This window comes from Streptomyces blastmyceticus (assembly GCF_039521185.1).
Lineage (GTDB): Bacteria > Actinomycetota > Actinomycetes > Streptomycetales > Streptomycetaceae > Streptomyces > Streptomyces blastmyceticus.
Genome location: NZ_BAAABW010000001.1, coordinates 206,248 through 225,647 on the forward strand (window position 1 = coordinate 206,248; position 19,400 = coordinate 225,647).

Sequence of the window (19,400 nt, forward strand, 5' to 3'; positions counted from 1 at the left end):
TTCCCATGCTCATTCCCATGGAGCGCACATGAAGCTCGCCGTGGTCGGCGGAGGCTCGACCTACACCCCCGAACTCGTCGACGGCTTCGCCCGGTTGCGCGACGCGCTGCCGCTCGCGGAACTCGTCCTGATCGACCCGGCCGCGGACCGCCTGGAGCTCGTCGGCGGGCTCGCGCGCCGGATCTTCGCCCGGCAGGGCCACCCCGGCCGGATCTCCTGGACCTCCGACCTGGACGCGGGCGTGGACGGCGCCGACGCCGTGCTGCTCCAGCTGCGCGTGGGCGGCCAGGCCGCCCGCAACGAGGACGAGACCTGGCCGCTGGACTGCGGCTGCGTCGGCCAGGAGACGACGGGCGCCGGCGGCCTCGCCAAGGCGCTGCGCACGGTCCCGGTGGTGCTGGACATCGCGGAGCGCGTACGGCGGCGCAACCCCGACGCGTGGATCGTGGACTTCACCAACCCGGTGGGGATCGTGACCCGGGCGCTGCTGACCGCGGGCCACCGGGCGGTCGGGCTGTGCAACGTGGCCATCGGCTTCCAGCGGAAGTTCGCCCGGCACCTGGGGGTGGCGCCGGAGGCGGTCTCCCTGGAGCACGTGGGGCTCAACCACCTCACCTGGGAGCGGTCGGTGACCGTCGGCGGCCACAACGTGCTGCCGCAGCTGCTCGCCGAGCACGGCGAGGCCATCGCCGCCGACCTGCACATGCCGCGGGAGCTGCTGGACCGCCTGGGCGTCGTGCCCTCGTACTACCTGCGCTACTTCTACCAGCACGACGAGGTCGTACGGGAGCTCCTGGGCAGGCCCTCGCGGGCGGCCGAGGTGGCCGAGATGGAGCGGCAGCTGCTGGCGCTCTACGGCGATCCGGCGCTGGACGAGAAGCCGGAGCTGCTGGGCAAGCGGGGCGGCGCCTTCTATTCGGAGGCGGCGGTCGCGCTGACGTCCTCGCTGCTGCGCGACACCGGCGACGTACAGGTCGTCAACGCCCTCAACAACGGCACGCTGCCGTTCCTGCCGGACGACGCGGTCATCGAGGTGCCCGCGTCGGTGGACGCGCGGGGCGCGCACCCGCTTCCCGTACACCCCTTGGAGCCGCTGTTCGCCGGGCTGGTCGCGGGCGTCACCGCCTATGAACACCTGGCGCTGGAGGCGGCGCTCAAGGGCGGTCGCGGCCGGGTGTTCGACGCGCTGCTCGCGCATCCGCTGATCGGCCAGGTCGCCTACGCGGACCGGCTGACCGACGACCTCATCGCGCACAACCGGGAGCACCTCGCGTGGGCCTGAGCGACACGGCGCTCGCGATCGACGCGGGCAACAGCAAGACCGACGTGGCCCTGGTGGCCGCGGACGGGACCGTGCTCGGAGCGGCGCGGGGCGGGGGTTTCCAGCCACAGCGGACGGGGGCCGGGCAGGCGGTCGCGAGCCTCGGTCCGCTGCTGGCCGAGGCGGCGGCGCGGGCCGGGCACACCGGCCCGGTGCGGGTGGGCCACGTCCAGGCGTGCCTGGCCAACGCCGATCTGCCGGTGGAGGAGGAGCGGCTCACCGCCGAGATCGAGGCACACGGCTGGGGGCGTACGGTCACGGTCGCCAACGACACCTTCGCGCTGCTGCGGGCGGGGCTGCCGGACGAGGGCGAGCCCGCGGGCGTGGCCGTGGTGTGCGGGGCCGGCATCAACTGCGCGGGCCTGGCGCCGGGCGGCCGAACCGCCCGCTTCCCCGCGATCGGCCGGCTCTCCGGCGACTGGGGAGGCGGCGGCCACCTGGCGTCCGAGGCCCTGTGGTGGGCGGCGCGCGCGGACGACGGACGCGGCGTGCCGACCGAGCTGGCCCACGCCCTGCCCGCACACTTCGGGCTGCCGGGCATGCCCGCGCTGATCGAGGCGCTGCACCTGGGCACTGTGGACGAGGACCGGCAGTACGAGATCACGCCGCTGCTGTTCGCGGTGGCCGCGGCGGGGGACGCGGTCGCGGGGGCGCTCGTGGCCCGGCAGGCGGAGGAGGTGGTCGCCATGGCGTCGGTGGCTCTGGCGCGGCTCGATCTCCTGGAGTCGCCCGTCCCCGTGGTCCTGGGCGGCGGTGTCCTGGCCGCGCGCCACCCCCTGCTGCACGACCGCGTCGTGGAACTGCTGTCGGAGCGCGCGCCGAAGGCTGTGCCGGTGGTGGTGACGGCTCGCCCTGTGCTGGGCGCCGCCCTGTTGGGCCTGGACCGGACCTCGGCTCCGGCTCCCGCGTACGCGCGCTTGCGTTCGCACTTCGCGTAGCGGCGGTGTTTGTTCCCCACCCCGCCCCTCCCCGAAACCGGGGCGCGTGCCCCGGACCCCCGACTGCGGGCCGGTCCGCCGCCTGCGGCGGGAGCGCCCTGCGGGCGCGTCCTCAAACGCCGGACGGGCTGATTGCGCTCCCCGGGGGCCTGGGGGCGAAGCCCCCAGTTTCGGGAAGGGGCGGGGTAGGGGAACAAGCCCGCCGGGCCGCACCCGGGCACGGGTCCGGGGCGAAGCCCCGGCCTCGGCGGAGCCGAGCATCAGACGTTGCGGGAAGGGGCGGGATAGGGGAACAAGCCCGCCGCAGGCGCAAGCAACCCGCACCCACCCCTGGCCTGATCACGCTCACGTTCGCGTCATCCTCGCGCCGTGAGACCCGTCACCGCGGACGGCCATGCTCCGAAGAAACGGTCACCAAGATCATCCGTGACCGGAAATTCTCCTGACTCGGCGTCAGTAAGGCCATACGCCAGAAACTTCTCCCCCGGCGATAGTTCACCCTTCACGCACCGAATGTCCGTAAAGCGACCAACCATTTCTCGCCCCCCATCCACCCGTGCGAGCATCCGCCTCGCACGGATTGATCACGAAATACAACAAGCAACCGCCATCAAAAGGGATTTGCGGGCGCATTCGTGACAACCGCGCTCCTGATCACCTTTCGAGGGGGGTTCGACACCCATGTCGTCCAACATCACCCGACGCGTCGTACTCAGAGGCACCGCCGTAGCCGTGGCCGGCGTCGCGCTGGCCGCTCCGACCGCGATGGCCGCCACCCGCGGCGCCATGACCGGCATGGACCACTCCGGCCACACCGGCCACGGCGGTCCCCAGCCGTTCGACGAGATGTACCAGGGCCGGCACATCGTCGGTAAGGCCGCCGAGCCCGGCAGCATGAGCGCCCACCACGGCGACGGCTTCTCGGTCTTCATCGACGACCGGGAGCTGCACATCATGCAGAACGGCGACGGCACCTGGATCAGCATCGTCAACCACTACCTGCCGCTCGCCGACCCGTACGCGATAGCCCGCGCCGCGGTCGACAAGCTCCGGGGCGCCGAGCTCGTCCCGATGATGATGAACATGGCGCACTGACCCACCACTGCCGGACACCGAACCCGACCCGAAAGGAACACGAACCACCATGGCAGTGCGCAAGAACCAGGCGGGCCTCTCCGCCACCGACAAGCGGAACTTCGTCAACGCGGTGCTGGAGCTGAAGAAGCGCGGCATCTACGACGGCTTCGTCCGTACGCACGAAGAGTTCATCATGAGCGACCGCGACAACAGCGACCGCGTCGGCCACCGCTCGCCGTCCTTCCTCCCGTGGCACCGCCGCTTCCTGATCCAGTTCGAGGGAGAGCTGCAGAAGATAGACGCGTCGGTGTCGCTCCCCTACTGGGACTGGACCGTCGACCGCACGCCCACCGCCTCCATCTGGGGCGACGACTTCCTCGGCGGCAACGGCCGCAGCCGCGACGCCCAGGTGATGACCGGCCCGTTCGCCTACTCCACGGGCAAGTGGAACATCAACGCCAGCAGCGACGACCGTCCCTACCTCCAGCGTGAACTGGGCGCCGACGGTGCCCAGCTGCCCACGCGCGCGCAGGTGGACGCCGTGCTCGCGATGACCACCTACGACACGGCGCCCTTCAACAGCCTCTCGGAGGGCAGCTTCCGCAACTACCTGGAGGGCTGGCGCGGCCAGGGCCGCATCCACAACAGCGTGCACGTGTGGATCGGCGGCCAGATGGCCACCGGCTACTCCCCCAACGACCCGGCGTTCTGGCTGCACCACTGCTTCATCGACAAGCTGTGGTCGGACTGGCAGCGCATGCACCCGACTTCGGGCTACCTGCCCGCCGGCGGCACCGCGAACGTCGTGGACCTCAAGGACACGATGCGCCCCTGGAACAACGTGACCCCGGCCGACATGCTCGACCACACGAAGTTCTACACCTACGACCGCTGACGGTCGTTCGGCCGGCCCGGGAACCGAACGGGCCCGCCGTACGTGGTGGGGTACAGAGGCCGACGCAGACCCCGGTGAAGATCCCGATCCGAACAAGATCGGTCCGGCACCGGTGTGTTTGTCAGTCCCTGCGGCCATACTGACTGGCCGGGCACCTGTCCTCCACCGCATCGGGTGACGGGCCGCCCTCAGCGACCGAGGGGGAGGTCTCGTGTCCCATCCGCAGCCGGCCGGAGCCGTCGCGCCACCGCCGCCTGTGCCGTCCCCGCCCGCGCCCGCGCAGCCGCCCGAGCGGTCCGTCGCCTGGCGCGAGGCGCTCGACCGGCTGCGGGCCGCGGCGACGACCGAGCCGGGGCGGCTGCGCATCATAGGCGCCGTCCTGGCCCTGCTGCTGGTCGCGTTCGGCACGGTCACCGCGTGGCAGGTCGCGGCCAGATCCTCGGCCGCCGACGACGTCGTGCACCGCAGCCAGCCGCTGAGCGCCGAGGCCGCGGACATCTACCGCTCCCTCGCCGACGCCGACACCACGGCCGCGAGCGGCTTCCTCGCGGGCGGGCAGGAGCCGCGCGCGGTCCGGCAGCGGTACGAGAAGGACATCGCGCGCGCCACCGAGCTGCTGGTCAAGGCGGCCGCCGGCACGGCCGGTTCGGACACCTCCCGCAGCCGCATCGCCGAGCTCAACGCGGCACTCCCGCAGTACACCGGCCTGGTGGAGGCCGCCCGCGCCAACAACCGGCAGGGCCTCCCCCTCGGCGGCGCCTATCTGCGCTACGCGGGCGACCGGATGCGCGACGACCTGCTGCCCGCCGCGCGCGGGCTCTACGAGTCGGAGACCGGCCGCCTCGGCTCCGACTACGGCGACGCCAAGGCCTGGCCCTGGGCCGCCCTGGGCACCGGGGTGCTCGCCCTCGGCGCGCTCGGCTGGGCCCAGCGGCGCTCCTTCCTGCGTACCAACCGCGTCTTCAACCACGGCCTGCTGGCCGCGACCGGCGCCACCACGGTGGTGCTGCTCTGGCTGGCCGTCGGCCACGGAGTGGCCCGCTCCGGTCTGGAGAGCTCCTCCGCCCACGGCGCCGAGTCCCTCCAGGTGCTCAACGAGGCCCGGATCGGCTCCCTCCAGGCCCGCGGCGACGAGAACCTCACCCTGGTGGCGCGCGGCGCCGTCCTGACCAAGAGCGGCGACGACGCCTACGAGGCGAGCTACCGCGACGGCATGGGCAAGCTCATCGGCGGCGACCACGGCGACCCCGCTCCCGGCAGCCTCCTGGACCGCGCCCGCGAGCTCGCCGACGACACCGCGGGGCGCGCCCCCGTGGAGGCGGCGATCAAGGACGTACGGGAGTGGCAGCGCCGGCACAGCGGCGCCCGCGCCACCGACGACGGCGGCTATTACGACCAGGCCGTGCCCAAGGTGATCGGCGAGACGGGCAGCACGGGCGAGTCCTTCGACCGCGTCGACGACGAGCTGCGGCAGGCCCTGGACCATGAGCAGAGCGAGTTCCGGCAGGCGGCCGACGACGGGCGCGGCGCGCTCTCGGGCCTCGCGGCGGGCGCCGCCGTGCTGGCCGTCCTGGGGGCGGCGGGCGCCGTGCTCGGCATCGGGCGCAGACTGTCGGAGTACCGGTGACGGGGGGAGACAGGGGCGTGAACGCACCACTGCGGGCGCTCGGGACACGAGCGCGCTCCAGGCCGCTGCTCGCGGCCGCGACGGCGGCGGGCTGCGCGCTGGCGGCGACGGCCGCCGTGCTCGTGCCCACCCAGAAAGGCACCGCCGCGGAGCGCCCGGACCGGCCGCCGACGGCGGTCGAGGGGCAGGCGCGCGGCGTCTCGGCGGCGAAGTGCGAGAACCCGGCGGCCAGTCTGCGGCCGACGGGCGACCTGGACGGCCCGGCCGTCCAGCGGATCAAGGCCCGCGGCAAGCTGATCGCGGGCGTCGACCAGAACAGCTACCGCTGGGGCTACCGCAATCCCGCCACCGGGGAGCTGAGCGGCTTCGACATCGACCTGGTGCACGCCATCGCCAAGGACATCCTGGGCGACCCCGGCAAGGTCATGTTCCTGGCGATCCCCACCAACCGCCGGATCCCCGCCGTGCAGTCGGGCAAGGTGGACATCATCGCGCGCACCATGACCATCAACTGCGACCGGATCAAGCAAGTCGCCTTCTCCACCGCCTACTTCGAGGCCGGGCAGCAGGTGCTGGTCCCCAAGGGGTCGCCGGTGAAGGCGTTCGACGACTCGCTGAAGGGGAAGAAGGTCTGTACGGCCGAGGGGTCCACGGCGGAGGCCAAGGTGCGGGAAGAGCCGCACGGTTCGACCCTGCTGACCGTCCCCAACCACCTCGACTGCCTGGTGCGGCTCCAGCTGGGCCAGGTGGACGCGGTGGTCAACGACAACGCCCTGGCGGCCGGCCAGGCGGCCCAGGACCCGTCCGTGGAGCTCGTCGGAAAGCCGTTCACCACCGAACCGTACGGCGTGGCGATGAACCTCAAGGACGTGGACCTGGTACGCCGGGTCAACAAGGTGCTGGAGGACTACCGCAGCGGTGGCGCCAACAGCCCGTGGATGCAGGCGTACCAGCACTGGCTCGCCTCCGGCCTCGGCGGGACGGACGCCCCGCCGGCACCCGAGTACCGGGACTGACGGCGGGCCGGCGCGAGGATCGACGAGCATCACCGTTACGGAGACGTCGGCGGCAGGACCGCGGACAGGAGAGGGGATCGATGGCGGTCGCGGGGCCCACCGGGCCGGCCTTGAGCCGCGAGGAGGTGGACCGTGCGCTGGCGAGGCTCGGCGCGGAGCACGAGGCCGTCGAGACCTCGCTCCTCGCCCTCCAGGACCACGCCGGGCGCCGTCTCCTCGAAGGGGCGGAGCTCTCCGGCACCACCAAGAGCCGATGGGCGGCCGCCGAGCAGCTCATCGGGCGGCTGTGGGCGTGCTTCGACGCCTACACGGCGGCCCTGACGACCGCCCGCGAGCTGCGCGCGCGGCGCCGCTGGCCCTCCCAGACCGAGCTGTCCGAGCTCACCGAGCTGCTGCGCGGCAGCGGCGTCACCCTGCCCGGTGAGGCGACGCTCGCCTTCACCTCGCCGGGCACCGCCGCCCGCCTCAGCGAGCAGCTGAGCCTCCAGGAGCTCCTGGAGCGGATGAACGGCTGGTACGCCCAGGCGCTCGACGTGGTCGTCACCGCCGACGCGGTCTGGTCCGCGCTGCCCGCGCGGATCGACCTGCTGGCGGCGGAGCTGCAGCGCGTCCGCTCCCTGGCCCACTCGGTGGGCGTGCGGCCCGGCGAACACCCCTCCGGTGACGACCTGGAGCAGATCACCCACGAGCTGACCGCGCTGCGGTCGGAGGTGGTGTCCGATCCGCTGGCCTTCTGGGCGGGCGCCTCGCCCAGCTCCGCGCCGGGCGGCGGCCGCCCCGACACCGGGCGCTACGACCGCGCCGCGCGCGCCCTGGAGGACGTACGGCGGGAGGTCGAGGCCGTCCTGGACGTCCGGCTGGACGCCGAGCAGCGGCTGCTCGGCGTGCGCGACGTCCTCTCGCGGGCGGACCGCACCCTGAACGAGGCGCGCCAGGCGCGCGCCGAGGTGCTGTCCAAGATCGCCGCGTTCGAGGTGCCGGCCGTGTCGGGCCCGCCGACCGCGCTGTACGAACAGCTGGCGGCGGCCGCCGACCACCGCAGGCACGCGCGGTGGCACCGCCTGTCCCCGCTCCTGGAGGGCCTGGAGCAGCGGGCCGAGGACGAACTGCTGCGGGCCCGCGAGTCGCTGGCCGCGGTGACCGCCCCGCTGGCCGTACGGGCCGAGCTGCGCGGGCGGCTGGACGCGTACCGCGCGAAGGCGGGGCGGCACGGCCTGGCGGAGGACTCCTTCCTGATCGAGCGGCACGACGCGGCGCGCCGCATGCTGTGGAGCGCTCCGTGTGATCTGGTGGCCGCCGAAATGGCCGTGCTGCGCTATCAGCACGCGCTGGCCGAAGCACTGGCGCCGACCGGGACCTCCGGGCCCGTCGACCGTAGGGGGGAATCATGAGCGGTGCCTGCCAGCGACCGGGCTGCACCGGGGCGTACGAGGACGTGGGCGGCGGCGAGCTGTACTGCGACACCTGCGGGCTGACGCCGGTGGTCTCGCCGCGCGGCATGCTGGCGTCCCCGGCCACCGGGGTGACGGCCGGGGGGCGGGGCTCGGGGCAGAGCGGCGGTTCGGCGCGGTCGTCCTCGGGGTCGTCGTCGCGGTCGTCGTCGAGATCGTCGGGGTCCTCGACGTCGCGCCGGTCGGTCTCGGGCAGGCTGTCGCGTTCACTGACCGGCGGTTCGGAGGGGTCCGGGGGCACGGCGGGCGCCCGGTCGGTTTCGGTGCGCAGCTCGCGCTCCTCGGCGGCCCCGGTGTCCGGGCGCGGCAAGCTGGGCGCGGGGCTGGTGAGCGTGCCGGAGGTGCCGCGCCCCGATCCACGGGCGGCGGTCCTCGACAACCCCGAGGTCCCCGAGCGCAAGCGGTTCTGCAGCAAGGGCGACTGCGGCGCGCAGGTGGGGCGTTCGCGCGGGGACCGGCCGGGGCGCACGGAGGGCTTCTGCACCAAGTGCGGGCACCCGTACTCCTTCGTCCCGAAGCTGCGCGCGGGCGACGTGGTGCACGGGCAGTACGAGGTCGTGGGCTGCCTCGCGCACGGCGGTCTCGGCTGGATCTATCTGGCCGTGGACCGCGCCGTCTCCGACCGCTGGGTCGTCCTCAAGGGCCTGCTCGACACGGGCGACGAGGACGCGCTGGCGGTGGCCGTCTCCGAGCGGCGCTTCCTCGCGGAGATCGAGCACTCCAACATCGTCCGCATCTACAACTTCGTCGAGCACCTCGACCAGCGGACCGGCAGCCTCGACGGCTACATCGTCATGGAGTACGTGGGCGGCAAGTCGCTCAAGGAGATCGCCAACGAGCGGCGGCAGCCGGACGGGCGGCGCGACCCGCTGCCGGTCGAGCAGGCGTGCGCGTACGGCATCGAGGCGCTGGACGCGCTGGGCCACCTGCACAGCCGCAACCTGCTGTACTGCGACTTCAAGGTCGACAACGCCATCCAGCAGCAGGACCAGCTCAAGCTGATCGACATGGGCGCGGTCCGGCGGATGGACGACGACGACAGCGCGATCTACGGCACCGTGGGCTACCAGGCGCCGGAGGTCGCGCGGGTGGGGCCGTCCGTCGCCTCCGACCTGTACACGGTGGCGCGCACGCTGGCGGTGCTCACCTTCGACTTCCAGGGCTACACCAACGTCTTCGCGGACAGCCTCCCGGACCCCGACAGCATCGAGGTCTTCACCCGCTACGAGTCCTTCTACCGGCTGCTCGTCCGGGCGACCGACCCCGATCCGGGGCGGCGGTTCGCGTCCGCGCAGGAGATGGCGGACCAGCTGACGGGCGTGCTGCGGGAGGTCGTGGCGCTCCAGACGGGGCGGCCGCGGCCCGCGCTGTCCACGCTGTTCGGGCCGGAGCTGCGGGTGGTGGACACCCGGCTGTTCGAGGAGACGGTGTGCGAGACGTCGGTGCTGGGCGCCCGGGTGGTGACGGGCCGCAAGGCGGTGGCTGCCGCGGTGCCCGCGCAGCGGCTTCCCGCGGGTGCGGGCGGCGGCCGGGCGGCGGCCGTGGCCCCGCTGGACACCCGGGCCGCGGCGCTGGCCCTGCCGGTGCCGCTGGTCGACCCGAACGACCCCAACGCCGGTTTCCTGGCGGGCCTGCTGGCCTCCCAGCCCGCCGAGCTGTACGCGGCGCTCCAGGCGGCGCCCAGCCCGTCGCCGGAGCTGCGGCTGCGGCGCGTGCGGGCCCAGTTGGAGCTCGGCGAGGAGGGTGCGGCGTCGAAGGCGATCGAGGCGCTGGAGGCGGCGCACCCCGAGGACTGGCGGATCGTCTGGTACCGCGGGCTGCACGCGCTGGCCTGCGGTGACCACGAGACGGCCGCGCTGTCCTTCGACGCCGTCTACGACGCGTTCCCGGGCGAGCCCGCGCCGAAGCTGGCGCTGGGGGTGTGCGCGGAGGTGCTGGGGCAGCTCGACAACGCCGCCGAGTACTACCGTCTGGTGTGGGCGACGGACCCGAGCTTCGTCGGCGCCGCGTTCGGCCTGGCCCGGGTGCGGCTGGCCGCCGGGGACCGGGCGGGCGCGGTGGACGCGCTGGAGTCCATACCGGAGGCGTCCATCCACTACACGGCGGCACGGGTCGCGGCGGTACGGGCCCGGCTGCGCGGACGCCTCCCCCAGGACGCGCTGCTGGACGACCTGCTGGCCGCGGCCGGCCAGGTGGAACGGCTCGCGGACTTCGGGCTGGACGCCGTGCGGCGGGAGCGGCTGTGCACGGAGGTGCTCGGCACCGCGCTGGACTGGGTGCTCTCGGGCGCCCCGGGAGCGCGGGCGCGTCCGGAGCACACCGCCACGCTGCTCGGCAGCGGCCTGGACGAGCGCGGGCTGCGTTTCGGGCTGGAGCGCTCGTACCGCGTGCTCGCGCGCCTCGCCCAGCGCGGTGAGGAACGGATCGAACTGGTGGAGCGGGCCAACCGTTTCCGCCCCAGGACATGGGTGTGATCGATGTCGCAACTGCCGCGCCCCCCACAGCTGACGGTATGTCCCTCCTGCCACGAGCCCCTGGAACCGGCCGACAATTTCTGCGGCGGCTGCGGTGCCGACCTCTCGGCGCCGCCGCTGCCGTCGGCCGGGCCTCCCGGGGGCCTGTTCACGGCGCCGGAGGGGCGCACGGCCGCACGGGCGGCCGACCGGCCCGCCCCGGGGCCGCCGCCCGGCAGCGATGCCTCGGCGGCGCCCGGCACCGGCCCCGACCCGCGCGAGGCGCGCGTTTTCGGGGGTGTGCCCGCGCAGGCGGCGCACGGTGTCTCCGGGGCGCCGCCGGAGCCGGGCGCCGCGCATCCCGGCGCGGACGGCACCGGCAGGATCTGCGGGTCCTGCCGATCCGGCATGATCGACAAGGACGGGTACTGCGAACACTGCGGTCATGCACAGCCGCGCGAACGGGATCACATGGAGCACCAGTTGCCAGGCGTCGCGGCGGTCAGTGACCGCGGCCTGCGCCACCACCGGAACGAGGACGCGTACGCCGTGTCCACCGTGGCACTCGCGGACGGCGGCCCTGCCACCGTCGCCGTTGTCAGTGACGGCGTGTCGTCCGCGACCCGCCCCGACGAGGCGTCGGCGGCCGCCTGCGCGGCCGCGCGCGAGACCCTCGTGGCGGCCCTGCCGGTGGGTGCGGACCCCCGGCAGGCCACCCACGACGCGATCGTCCACGCCGCCGAGGCCGTCACCGCGCTCGCCACGGCACCGGCCGCGGACGAGGCGCGCAGGCACGAGCCGCACCGCCACGAGAACGCCCCCGCCTGCACCATCGTCAGCGCCGTCATCACCGGTGACCTCCTGACGGTCGGCTGGATCGGCGACAGCCGCGCCTACTGGGTGCCGGAGGACCGCGCCACCCAGCCCGCCCGGCTCACCGAGGACGACTCGTGGGCCGCCCAGATGGTCGCGGCGGGCCTGCTGTCGGAGGCCGAGGCGTACGCGGACGAGCGCGCCCACGCGATCACCGGCTGGCTCGGCGCGGACGCGTACGAGGTCGAGCCGCACACCGCGTCGTTCCACCCCGACCGGGAGGGCGTCGTCATCGTGTGCACCGACGGGCTGTGGAACTACGCGGAATCCGCCGAGCACATGGCCGCGATCACCCCGCCGGACGCCCGGCAGCGGCCGCTGGAGTGCGCGCGGCGGCTGCTGGCCCACGCGCTCGACGGGGGCGGCCACGACAACGTAACAGTGGCGGTCCTGCCGTTCCCGCTGCCGCTCGAAGGGGCAGGATCGGCCTGACGCGCGCGTGTCCACGGGGGGATGCACACCGCGGTGCCGGGTCCGGTGCCGGGCGCCTGGCCGCCCCCCGCCACTTGTTGCTTGTGATGAGTACCGAGGAGCGGTTCAGATGGCCATTTTCTCCAAGCCGGGCGTGCCCCGGTTCACGGTCGAGGTGTACCAGAACGCCCATCTGCCCGAGGGCGGCCGCGAGGTCGACGCGATCGTCACGGTCACCTCGACCGGGGGTGGCACCACCGGAGAGACGCCCATCCCGGCCCAGTTGTCCCCCTCCGCGCACACGGCCCGTGAGCCGGGTCCGGACGCCGCCGTCGTCATCATGGTCGACTGCTCGGGCTCGATGGACTATCCGCCCACCAAGATGCGCAACGCCCGGGACGCCACCGCGGCCGCCATCGACACCCTGCGCGACGGCGTGGCCTTCGCCGTGGTGGCCGGTACGCACCAGGCGAAGGAGGCGTACCCCGGCGGCGGCCGGCTCGCGGTGGCCGGTCCCGTCACCCGGCAGCAGGCCAAGGAGGCGCTGCGCAAGCTCGCTCCGGGCGGCGGCACCGCGATCGGCACCTGGCTGCGGCTGGCCGACCGGCTGCTGGAATCGTCCGACACCGCGATACGCCACGGCATCCTGCTGACCGACGGCCGCAACGAGCACGAGGAGCCGGAGGCGCTGCGGGCCACGCTGGACGCGTGCGCGGGACGGTTCACCTGTGACGCGCGGGGCGTGGGGACGGACTGGGAGGTCAAGGAGGTCACCGGCATCGCCTCGGCGCTGCTGGGCACCGCCGACATCGTCGCCGATCCGGCCGGGCTGGCCGCGGACTTCACCAGCATGATGCGGGCCACCATGGGCAAGGAGGTCGCGGACGTGGCACTGCGGCTGTGGACCCCGCTGGGCGCCGAGGTGCGGTTCGTCAAGCAGGTCGCGCCGTCGATGGAGGAACTGACCGGCAGGCGGACCGAGTCGGGGCCGCGCACGGGCGACTATCCGACGGGTTCGTGGGGCGACGAGTCGCGCGACTACCACGTGTGCGTGCGGGTGCCGAGCGCCGCGGTGGGCGAGGAGATGCTGGCCGCGCGGGTCTCGCTCGTGCTGCCCGCGCCGGACGGCTCCACGCCGCGGGCGCTCGCGCAGGGGCTGGTCCGGGCGATCTGGACGGACGACCTGGCGGCGTCGACGTCCATCAACCCCCAGGTCGCCCACTACACCGGGCAGGCCGAGCTGGCCGAGGTCATCCAACAGGGCCTGGACCTGCGGAAGTCGGGGGACGTCGACGGGGCCACGGCCAAGCTCGGCCGCGCCGTGCAGCTGGCGAACCGGTCCGGCAACGAGGACACCGCGAAACTCCTTGCGAAAGTGGTGGACGTCGTGGACGCCGCGACGGGTACTGTGCGGCTGAAGGCGAAGGTCACGGCCGAGGCGCGGATGACGCTCGAAACGCGCTCGACCAAGACCGTACGAGTGAAGAAGTAGCGAGGAACGGCGCAGGGGGCGCGCGGCTGCCGCGAGGGTGGCGGTGGCGGCTCCCGGCGGCGGGCCGGCCGGGGTTCGCGCATCGGTACGGACCGGGCTCGCCCCCGTCCGGTGGCGGCCCGGCGGCGACCGGTGCGTGCCCCGGTGAGACGATCCGGTGCGACGAACCGGCGAAGAGACCGGCGACGAACGGCACACGAGGGGGAATCAACCGACATGCCGACCTGCCCGAACGGCCATCAGTCGGCGGCCGACGACTGGTGCGAGGTGTGCGGCCACCGAATGTCGGCGGCCGCCCCCGCGGGTGCCGTCCCGCCGCCGCCACCGCCTTCCGCACCGCCCCTGTCCGGCACGGGCGGTGGCTATTACGGGGAGACGACCGTCCAGGCGGAGCTGTGCCCGCGCTGCCGTACGCCGCGTGAGGCGCAGGCGCCCTTCTGCGAGGAGTGCCGCCACAACTTCCTGACGCACCCGGGGGGTTCGTTCGGTCCGCCGCCGGTGCCGCAAGCGCAGGAGCCGCAGTCGGCGCCGCCCCCGGCACCGCAGCACACCCAGCCGCCGCAGTCGTACGAGTACTACGGTTCGCGTCCGTCCCGGATCAACCGGCCGGCCGAGCCGCTCACTCCGGAGACGCACCCGGCGTCGTCTTTCGGTGACGACGACGACTGGATGCTGCCGCCGCCGAGTTCGGCGTCGGCGCCGTCGTACCCGTACGCGGAGCACGCGGCTCCCTATCAGGAACACGCCGCCCCGTATCAGGAGCATGCGGCTCCGTATCAGGAGCACGCGGGCGAGGGCGTGCCGCAGAGCGTGCCGCCGCAGGCGGGGCCGCCCGCCGCGCCCGCGGGCTGGACCGCGGTCGTGGCACCCGACCGCGACTACTTCCTGGCGATGATGAACCGCAGCGGTCCGGAGGCGGCCGGGCTGAACCTGCCCGCCTACTCCCCCGAGCTCCAGCTTCCGCTCGGGGGCCCGCAGGTGACGATCGGCCGCCGCCGGCACAGCACCGGGGAGTCCCCGGACATCGACCTGTCCCGGCCGCCGGAGGACCCGGGCGTCTCGCACCAGCACGCCATGCTGGTGCAGCAGCCGGACGGCAGCTGGGCGGTCGTCGACCAGGACTCCACCAACGGCACCACGATCAACGGCTCGGCGGAGCCCATCCAGCCGTACGTCCCGGTGCCGCTCCACGACGGCGACCGGGTGCACGTCGGCGCCTGGACGACGATCACGCTCCGCCGGAGCTGATCTCCCGGCCGAGCGGCCAGCGCCAGGGTCCTTCGGGGGTGTCGAGCCAGGCCCACTGCCGGTCCCCGGCCACGGTCACGCCGTAGCGTTCGCGCGGCGGGCGGCCTTCGTCGTGCCACAGGGCGAGGGCGTCCGCCGGTGCCATCCGGCTCAGCGTCAGCAGGAATTGGAACCGGTCGCTGCTCAGCAGGCGCCAGGGGAGCCCGCTCCGGTCGGGCGGCGGTGGCACGGCCGCGCCGCGCAGCGGCACGAAAAAGGCGGGGGTCCGCAGGAACCTGCCTTCCGCATGCGTGGCGTCCGCGACCCGCAGGGCGATCAGGCCGGTGGCGAGCGGGGCGAGGATCAGCCCGCCCGGCCCGCTCTGTGCGACCCAGGCGGGCGGCACGGAGGACAGGGCGCAGGTGGCCATGGTCCGGTCGAAGGGGGCGCATGACGGACAGCCGAGCGCCCCGTCACCGGTGACGACCGTGGGGTGGAAGCCGGCCGCCGCGAGGTGCGCGCGGGCGGCGTCCGTGATCTCGGGGTCGAGGTCGACGGTCGTCACGGCGTCGTCACCGAGGCGGTGCGCGAGCAGCGCGGCGTTGTAGCCGGTGCCCGCGCCGATCTCCAGGACGGTGTGGCCGTCGTGGAGGTCCAGGGCCGCGAGCATCTTGGCCATCAGGGACGGCTGGCTGCTGGAGGAGATCAGCTCGCCGCCCCGGACGTACGTGGCCAGCGGCTCGTCCACATAGACCCCGCTCAGCCAGGCGTCGCGCGCCCGCGGGTCCGGGTCGTCGCGGGAGAGCCGCCGGTGTCCGCCGGGAGCGCCCACGTAGTAAGAGGGCACGAAGAGCTCGCGCGGGACCTCCTCGAAGGCGGCCAGCCACCGGGGGTCGGTCAGCTCGCCGCGGGCGACCAGCTCCCGTACGAGCCCGGCGCGCAGACCGGCCGCGAGCTCCTCGTCCTCGGCCATGCCTTCTTCGGCCATGCTTCCAGGGTGCGCCGCCGCCGGGCCTGGGGCGATGCCGCGGCGTCGCCCGTCGACGGTGCGCCGGAAGGTGCGATGGTCCTACTTCCCCCGTCCTCGGCCGTGTGGTCTGAGACCATGGAGGGGTGAATGAGATTCCGCGCGGCACACTGCAGGAGCAGACGTTTTACGAGCAGGTGGGCGGCGAGGAGACCTTCCGGCGCCTGGTCCACCGCTTCTACCAGGGGGTGGCCGAGGACCCGCTGCTGCGGCCGATGTACCCGGAGGAGGACCTCGGCCCGGCCGAGGAGCGCCTGGTGCTCTTCCTCATCCAGTACTGGGGCGGCCCCCGTACGTACAGCGACAACCGCGGCCACCCGCGGCTGCGGATGCGGCACGCGCCTTTCGAGGTGAACCGCGCCGCGCACGACGCGTGGCTGCGACACATGCGGGACGCGGTGGATGAGCTGGAGCTCGCGCCCGAGCACACCGAGCAGCTGTGGAGGTATCTGACCTACGCCGCGGGCTCGATGATCAACACCGAGGGGTGAGCGGGGCGCCGCTCCCGGCGCCCCGGCACCTCAGGCGGGGGTGACCGTCAGGCCCTGGAGGCCGCCCGTGCGGACGGCGATCGAGCCGTACGGGGTGCGCAGGCGCAGCCAGCCTCCCGCGGCGAAGAGCGTCAGCGGCTCGGGGCCGAGGGCGAGCGCGGCACCGGCCCGGCCCGCGGCGGGCCCGGCGGCCGCCCCGGTCCGTACGGGCCGCAGGAAGCCCAGCGACTGCGCGGCGTGCACCGCGCGCAGCGGCAGCGCCGTGGCACCCAGGGTGCGGGACCAGATCTCCCGGCCGATGCGGTCGCGCTCGACGCGCGTGCGCTGCGGCTCGGGCAGGGCCTCGTCCCGGGTGCGGAACTCGGTGACGGCGGCGGCCACGGCGCCCCGCACGGCCTCCACGCCGGGCAGGCCCTCGACGCGCTGCCAGCCGCTGCGCGGCGGCAGCACACCGGCCCACGGCGGCCCGGTAACGGCCTCGGGGACGACCACGACCGGCCCGGAGCCGGGGGTCGCGGCGCCCGCGGCGTCCAGGGCGTCGGCGAGCTGACCTGCGGAGACCGTGGTGTCCAGCACGGTCCGCCCCGCACCCTCCGCGGGCTCGGCCAGCCGCGCGGTGCGGATGGCGAGGACCTCGAAGGACGGCGGGCGGCCGAAGACGCCCAGCACCCCGCCGCTCGCCTGGAGCCGGACCGCGGCGGCCCGGTCGTAGTGGATCAGCCGGGCCAGGAAGCCGGCCAGGTCGGCCGCCTCCCCGGCATCGGCGAAGCACAGCCGCTGCCCGTACGGAACGGGGTGCGCCGTCATGCGGCGACGGCCCCCTTCGCGGCGGGACGGCCGTCGGCCTGCCCCTCGTCGTCCCGGTACTCCTCCAGGAAGGCCCGCTCCTCGGCGGTGATCCGCCGCGGGCGGCCCGCCTGGAAGTCGTACGGCACGACGACGGTGGTGGCCTTCACGTACACCCGGTCCTCGTCCTTGACCTCATAGGCGACGGTCAGGGACGCCGCGCCCAGCTTCGTCACCCACGTCTCGATGGTCACCGGAGCATGCCGGTGCACCAGGGGACGCAGATAGTCGATCTCGTGCCGGGCCACGACGGAGCCGCCCGTGAAGGACGCGCTCCCCTCCCCCGGCGCCAGCCGGAACATGAAGTCGATCCGTGCCTCTTCGAGGTAGCGGATGAAGACCGCGTTGTTCACATGGCCGAAGGCGTCCATGTCCGACCAGCGCAGGGGGCACGAGTACACGTGACGGGCCACGGTCAGCCCCGGGTGAGCTTCTTGTAGGTGGCACGGTGCGGACGGGTCGCGTCCGCGCCGAGCCGCTCGATCTTGTTCTTCTCGTACGACTCGAAGTTGCCCTCGAACCAGTACCACTTGGAGTTGCCCTCGTAGGCGAGGATGTGCGTGGCGACCCGGTCCAGGAACCAGCGGTCGTGCGAGATGACCACGGCCGCCCCGGGGAACTCCAGCAGCGCGTTCTCGAGCGAGGAGAGGGTCTCGACGTCGAGGTCGTTCGTCGGCTCGTCGAGGAGCAGCAGGTTGCCGCCCTCCTTGAGCGTCAGCGCCAGGTTCAGACGGTTGCGCTCACCACCGGAGAGGACACCGGCGGGCTTCTGCTGGTCCGGGCCCTTGAAGCCGAAGGCGCTGACGTACGCGCGGGACGGCATCTCGACCTGGCCGACGTTGATGTAGTCCAGCTCGTCGGAGACGACGGCCCACAGCGTCTTCTTGGGGTCGATGTTGGCGCGGCCCTGGTCGACGTAGGAGATCTTGACGGTCTCGCCGACCTTGATCGAGCCGGAGTCCGGAGTCTCCAGGCCCTGGATCATCTTGAACAGGGTCGTCTTGCCGGCGCCGTTCGGGCCGATGATGCCCACGATGCCGTTGCGCGGCAGCGTGAACGAGAGGTCGTCGACGAGCACCTTGTCGCCGAAGCTCTTGGAGAGGTTGTTGACCTCGACGACGATGGAGCCCAGGCGCGGGCCCGGCGGGATCTGGATCTCCTCGAAGTCCAGCTTCCGCATCTTGTCGGCCTCGGCCGCCATCTCCTCATAGCGAGCGAGACGGGCCTTGGACTTGGTCTGCCGGCCCTTGGCGTTGGAGCGGACCCACTCCAGCTCCTCCTTGAGGCGCTTGGCGCGCTTCGCGTCCTTCTGCCCCTCCACCTTGAGGCGGGTGGCCTTCTTCTCGAGGTAGGTCGAGTAGTTGCCCTCGTACGGGTGCGCCCGGCCGCGGTCGAGCTCCAGGATCCACTCGGCGACGTTGTTGAGGAAGTAGCGGTCGTGGGTGACGGCGACAACGGCGCCCGCGTACTTCGAGAGGTGCTGCTCCAGCCAGTTCACCGACTCGGCGTCGAGGTGGTTGGTGGGCTCGTCGAGGAGCAGCAGGTCGGGGGCCTCGAGCAGCAGCTTGCAGAGCGCGACGCGGCGCTTCTCGCCACCGGAGAGGTTGACGACCGGCCAGTCGCCGGGGGGGCAGCCCAGGGCGTCCATGGCCTGCTCGAGCTGGGCGTCGAGGTCCCAGGCGTTGGCGTGGTCCAGGTCCTCCTGGAGCTTGCCCATCTCCTCGAGCAGCGCGTCGGAGTAGTCCGTCGCCATCAGCTCGGCGATCTCGTTGAAGCGGTTGAGCTTCCCCTTGATCTCCGCGACGCCGTCCTCGACGTTCTCCAGGACGGTCTTGGACTCGTCGAGCTTCGGCTCCTGCATGAGGATGCCGACGGTGTACCCCGGGGAGAGGAACGCGTCACCGTTGGAGGGCTGCTCCAGGCCGGCCATGATCTTGAGCACCGTGGACTTACCGGCACCGTTGGGCCCCACGACACCGATCTTCGCGCCGGGCAGGAAGTTCAGCGTCACGTCATCGAGGATGAGCTTGTCGCCGTGCGCCTTGCGCGTCTTGCGCATGGTGTAAATGAACTCAGCCAAGATAAACCGTCCGGCAATCGAGAAGGGCCAATGTGCGGCTCCGCCGCGTGAGGGCAGATACACCCCATCATGCCGGACTGGTAGCCCTCGGCGGAAACGGGTTGGTCACAGCCTCGCGCGGCCAGTGGTGTGCGGGGCGGTGTCGCAGGCGGTGTGCCAGGGGGTGTGCGGGCAG

General features: G+C 73.3%; 16 protein-coding genes. 12 read left to right on the forward strand and 4 right to left on the reverse strand.

Annotated features, from left to right (window positions below; all coding sequences use genetic code 11):
* The first annotated feature begins 28 nt into the window (after positions 1 to 28).
* From ABD269_RS00935 to ABD269_RS00985, 11 genes are all read left to right on the forward strand, one after another.
* Positions 29 to 1,282: a 6-phospho-beta-glucosidase gene (locus ABD269_RS00935; RefSeq protein WP_344115030.1), complete on the forward strand. Its 1,254-nt coding sequence runs from the start codon at positions 29 to 31 to the stop codon at positions 1,280 to 1,282.
* On the forward strand, positions 1,273 to 2,259 hold the full coding sequence (locus tag ABD269_RS00940) for an N-acetylglucosamine kinase (protein ID WP_344115032.1): 987 nt from the start codon (positions 1,273 to 1,275) through the stop codon (positions 2,257 to 2,259). The genes ABD269_RS00935 and ABD269_RS00940 overlap by 10 nt, the downstream gene beginning before the upstream one ends.
* A 681-nt stretch (positions 2,260 to 2,940) precedes the next feature.
* Positions 2,941 to 3,354: an apotyrosinase chaperone MelC1 gene (melC1, locus tag ABD269_RS00945; RefSeq protein WP_344115034.1), complete on the forward strand. Its 414-nt coding sequence runs from the start codon at positions 2,941 to 2,943 to the stop codon at positions 3,352 to 3,354.
* 49 nt (positions 3,355 to 3,403) lie between these two features.
* Entirely contained in the window at positions 3,404 to 4,231 is an 828-nt protein-coding gene (gene melC2 / locus ABD269_RS00950) for a tyrosinase MelC2 (RefSeq protein ID WP_344115036.1), read from the forward strand.
* A 211-nt stretch (positions 4,232 to 4,442) separates the two neighbouring features.
* On the forward strand, positions 4,443 to 5,858 hold the full coding sequence (locus ABD269_RS00955; RefSeq protein WP_425572802.1) for a hypothetical protein: 1,416 nt from the start codon (positions 4,443 to 4,445) through the stop codon (positions 5,856 to 5,858).
* Between the two features lie 17 nt (positions 5,859 to 5,875).
* Positions 5,876 to 6,874 carry a glutamate ABC transporter substrate-binding protein gene (locus ABD269_RS00960; protein WP_344115038.1) on the forward strand — a complete coding sequence of 333 codons (999 nt, stop codon included), beginning with the start codon at positions 5,876 to 5,878 and terminating at the stop codon, positions 6,872 to 6,874.
* Positions 6,875 to 6,954: 80 nt separating this feature from the next.
* Complete coding sequence (locus ABD269_RS00965) at positions 6,955 to 8,265, forward strand: hypothetical protein (protein ID WP_344115040.1); 1,311 nt, start codon at positions 6,955 to 6,957, stop codon at positions 8,263 to 8,265.
* Positions 8,262 to 10,799, forward strand: a complete 2,538-nt coding sequence (locus ABD269_RS00970) for a serine/threonine-protein kinase (RefSeq protein WP_344115042.1) — start codon at positions 8,262 to 8,264, stop codon at positions 10,797 to 10,799. Before ABD269_RS00965 ends, ABD269_RS00970 begins: the two co-directional genes overlap by 4 nt.
* 3 nt (positions 10,800 to 10,802) lie before the next feature.
* Positions 10,803 to 12,083: a protein phosphatase 2C domain-containing protein gene (locus ABD269_RS00975; RefSeq protein ID WP_301887352.1), complete on the forward strand. Its 1,281-nt coding sequence runs from the start codon at positions 10,803 to 10,805 to the stop codon at positions 12,081 to 12,083.
* 109 nt (positions 12,084 to 12,192) lie between these two features.
* Positions 12,193 to 13,554, forward strand: coding sequence for a vWA domain-containing protein (locus ABD269_RS00980; RefSeq protein ID WP_344115045.1), 1,362 nt, complete (start codon positions 12,193 to 12,195; stop codon positions 13,552 to 13,554).
* A 216-nt stretch (positions 13,555 to 13,770) separates the two neighbouring features.
* Positions 13,771 to 14,802, forward strand: a complete 1,032-nt coding sequence (locus ABD269_RS00985; RefSeq protein WP_344115047.1) for an FHA domain-containing protein — start codon at positions 13,771 to 13,773, stop codon at positions 14,800 to 14,802.
* Here ABD269_RS00985 and ABD269_RS00990 read toward each other — a convergent pair.
* Complete coding sequence (locus ABD269_RS00990) at positions 14,783 to 15,769, reverse strand: methyltransferase domain-containing protein (protein WP_344115049.1); 987 nt, start codon at positions 15,767 to 15,769, stop codon at positions 14,783 to 14,785. The two genes, ABD269_RS00985 and ABD269_RS00990, sit on opposite strands and share 20 nt — an antisense overlap.
* 125 nt (positions 15,770 to 15,894) lie before the next feature.
* Between ABD269_RS00990 and ABD269_RS00995 the strand changes: the two genes are divergently transcribed.
* Positions 15,895 to 16,299, forward strand: a complete 405-nt coding sequence (locus tag ABD269_RS00995) for a globin (RefSeq protein ID WP_301887348.1) — start codon at positions 15,895 to 15,897, stop codon at positions 16,297 to 16,299.
* Positions 16,300 to 16,329: 30 nt separating this feature from the next.
* Here ABD269_RS00995 and ABD269_RS01000 read toward each other — a convergent pair whose 3' ends face one another.
* From ABD269_RS01000 to ettA, 3 genes are read right to left on the reverse strand one after another with little or no spacing between them, the layout of a single operon-like run.
* Complete coding sequence (locus ABD269_RS01000) at positions 16,330 to 17,106, reverse strand: DUF8010 domain-containing protein (protein WP_344115052.1); 777 nt, start codon at positions 17,104 to 17,106, stop codon at positions 16,330 to 16,332.
* Complete coding sequence (locus tag ABD269_RS01005; RefSeq protein ID WP_344115054.1) at positions 17,103 to 17,558, reverse strand: acyl-CoA thioesterase; 456 nt, start codon at positions 17,556 to 17,558, stop codon at positions 17,103 to 17,105. Before ABD269_RS01005 ends, ABD269_RS01000 begins: the two co-directional genes overlap by 4 nt.
* Positions 17,559 to 17,560: 2 nt before the next feature.
* Positions 17,561 to 19,225: an energy-dependent translational throttle protein EttA gene (gene ettA / locus ABD269_RS01010; protein ID WP_301887345.1), complete on the reverse strand. Its 1,665-nt coding sequence runs from the start codon at positions 19,223 to 19,225 to the stop codon at positions 17,561 to 17,563.
* Between the last annotated feature and the right edge of the window lie 175 nt (positions 19,226 to 19,400).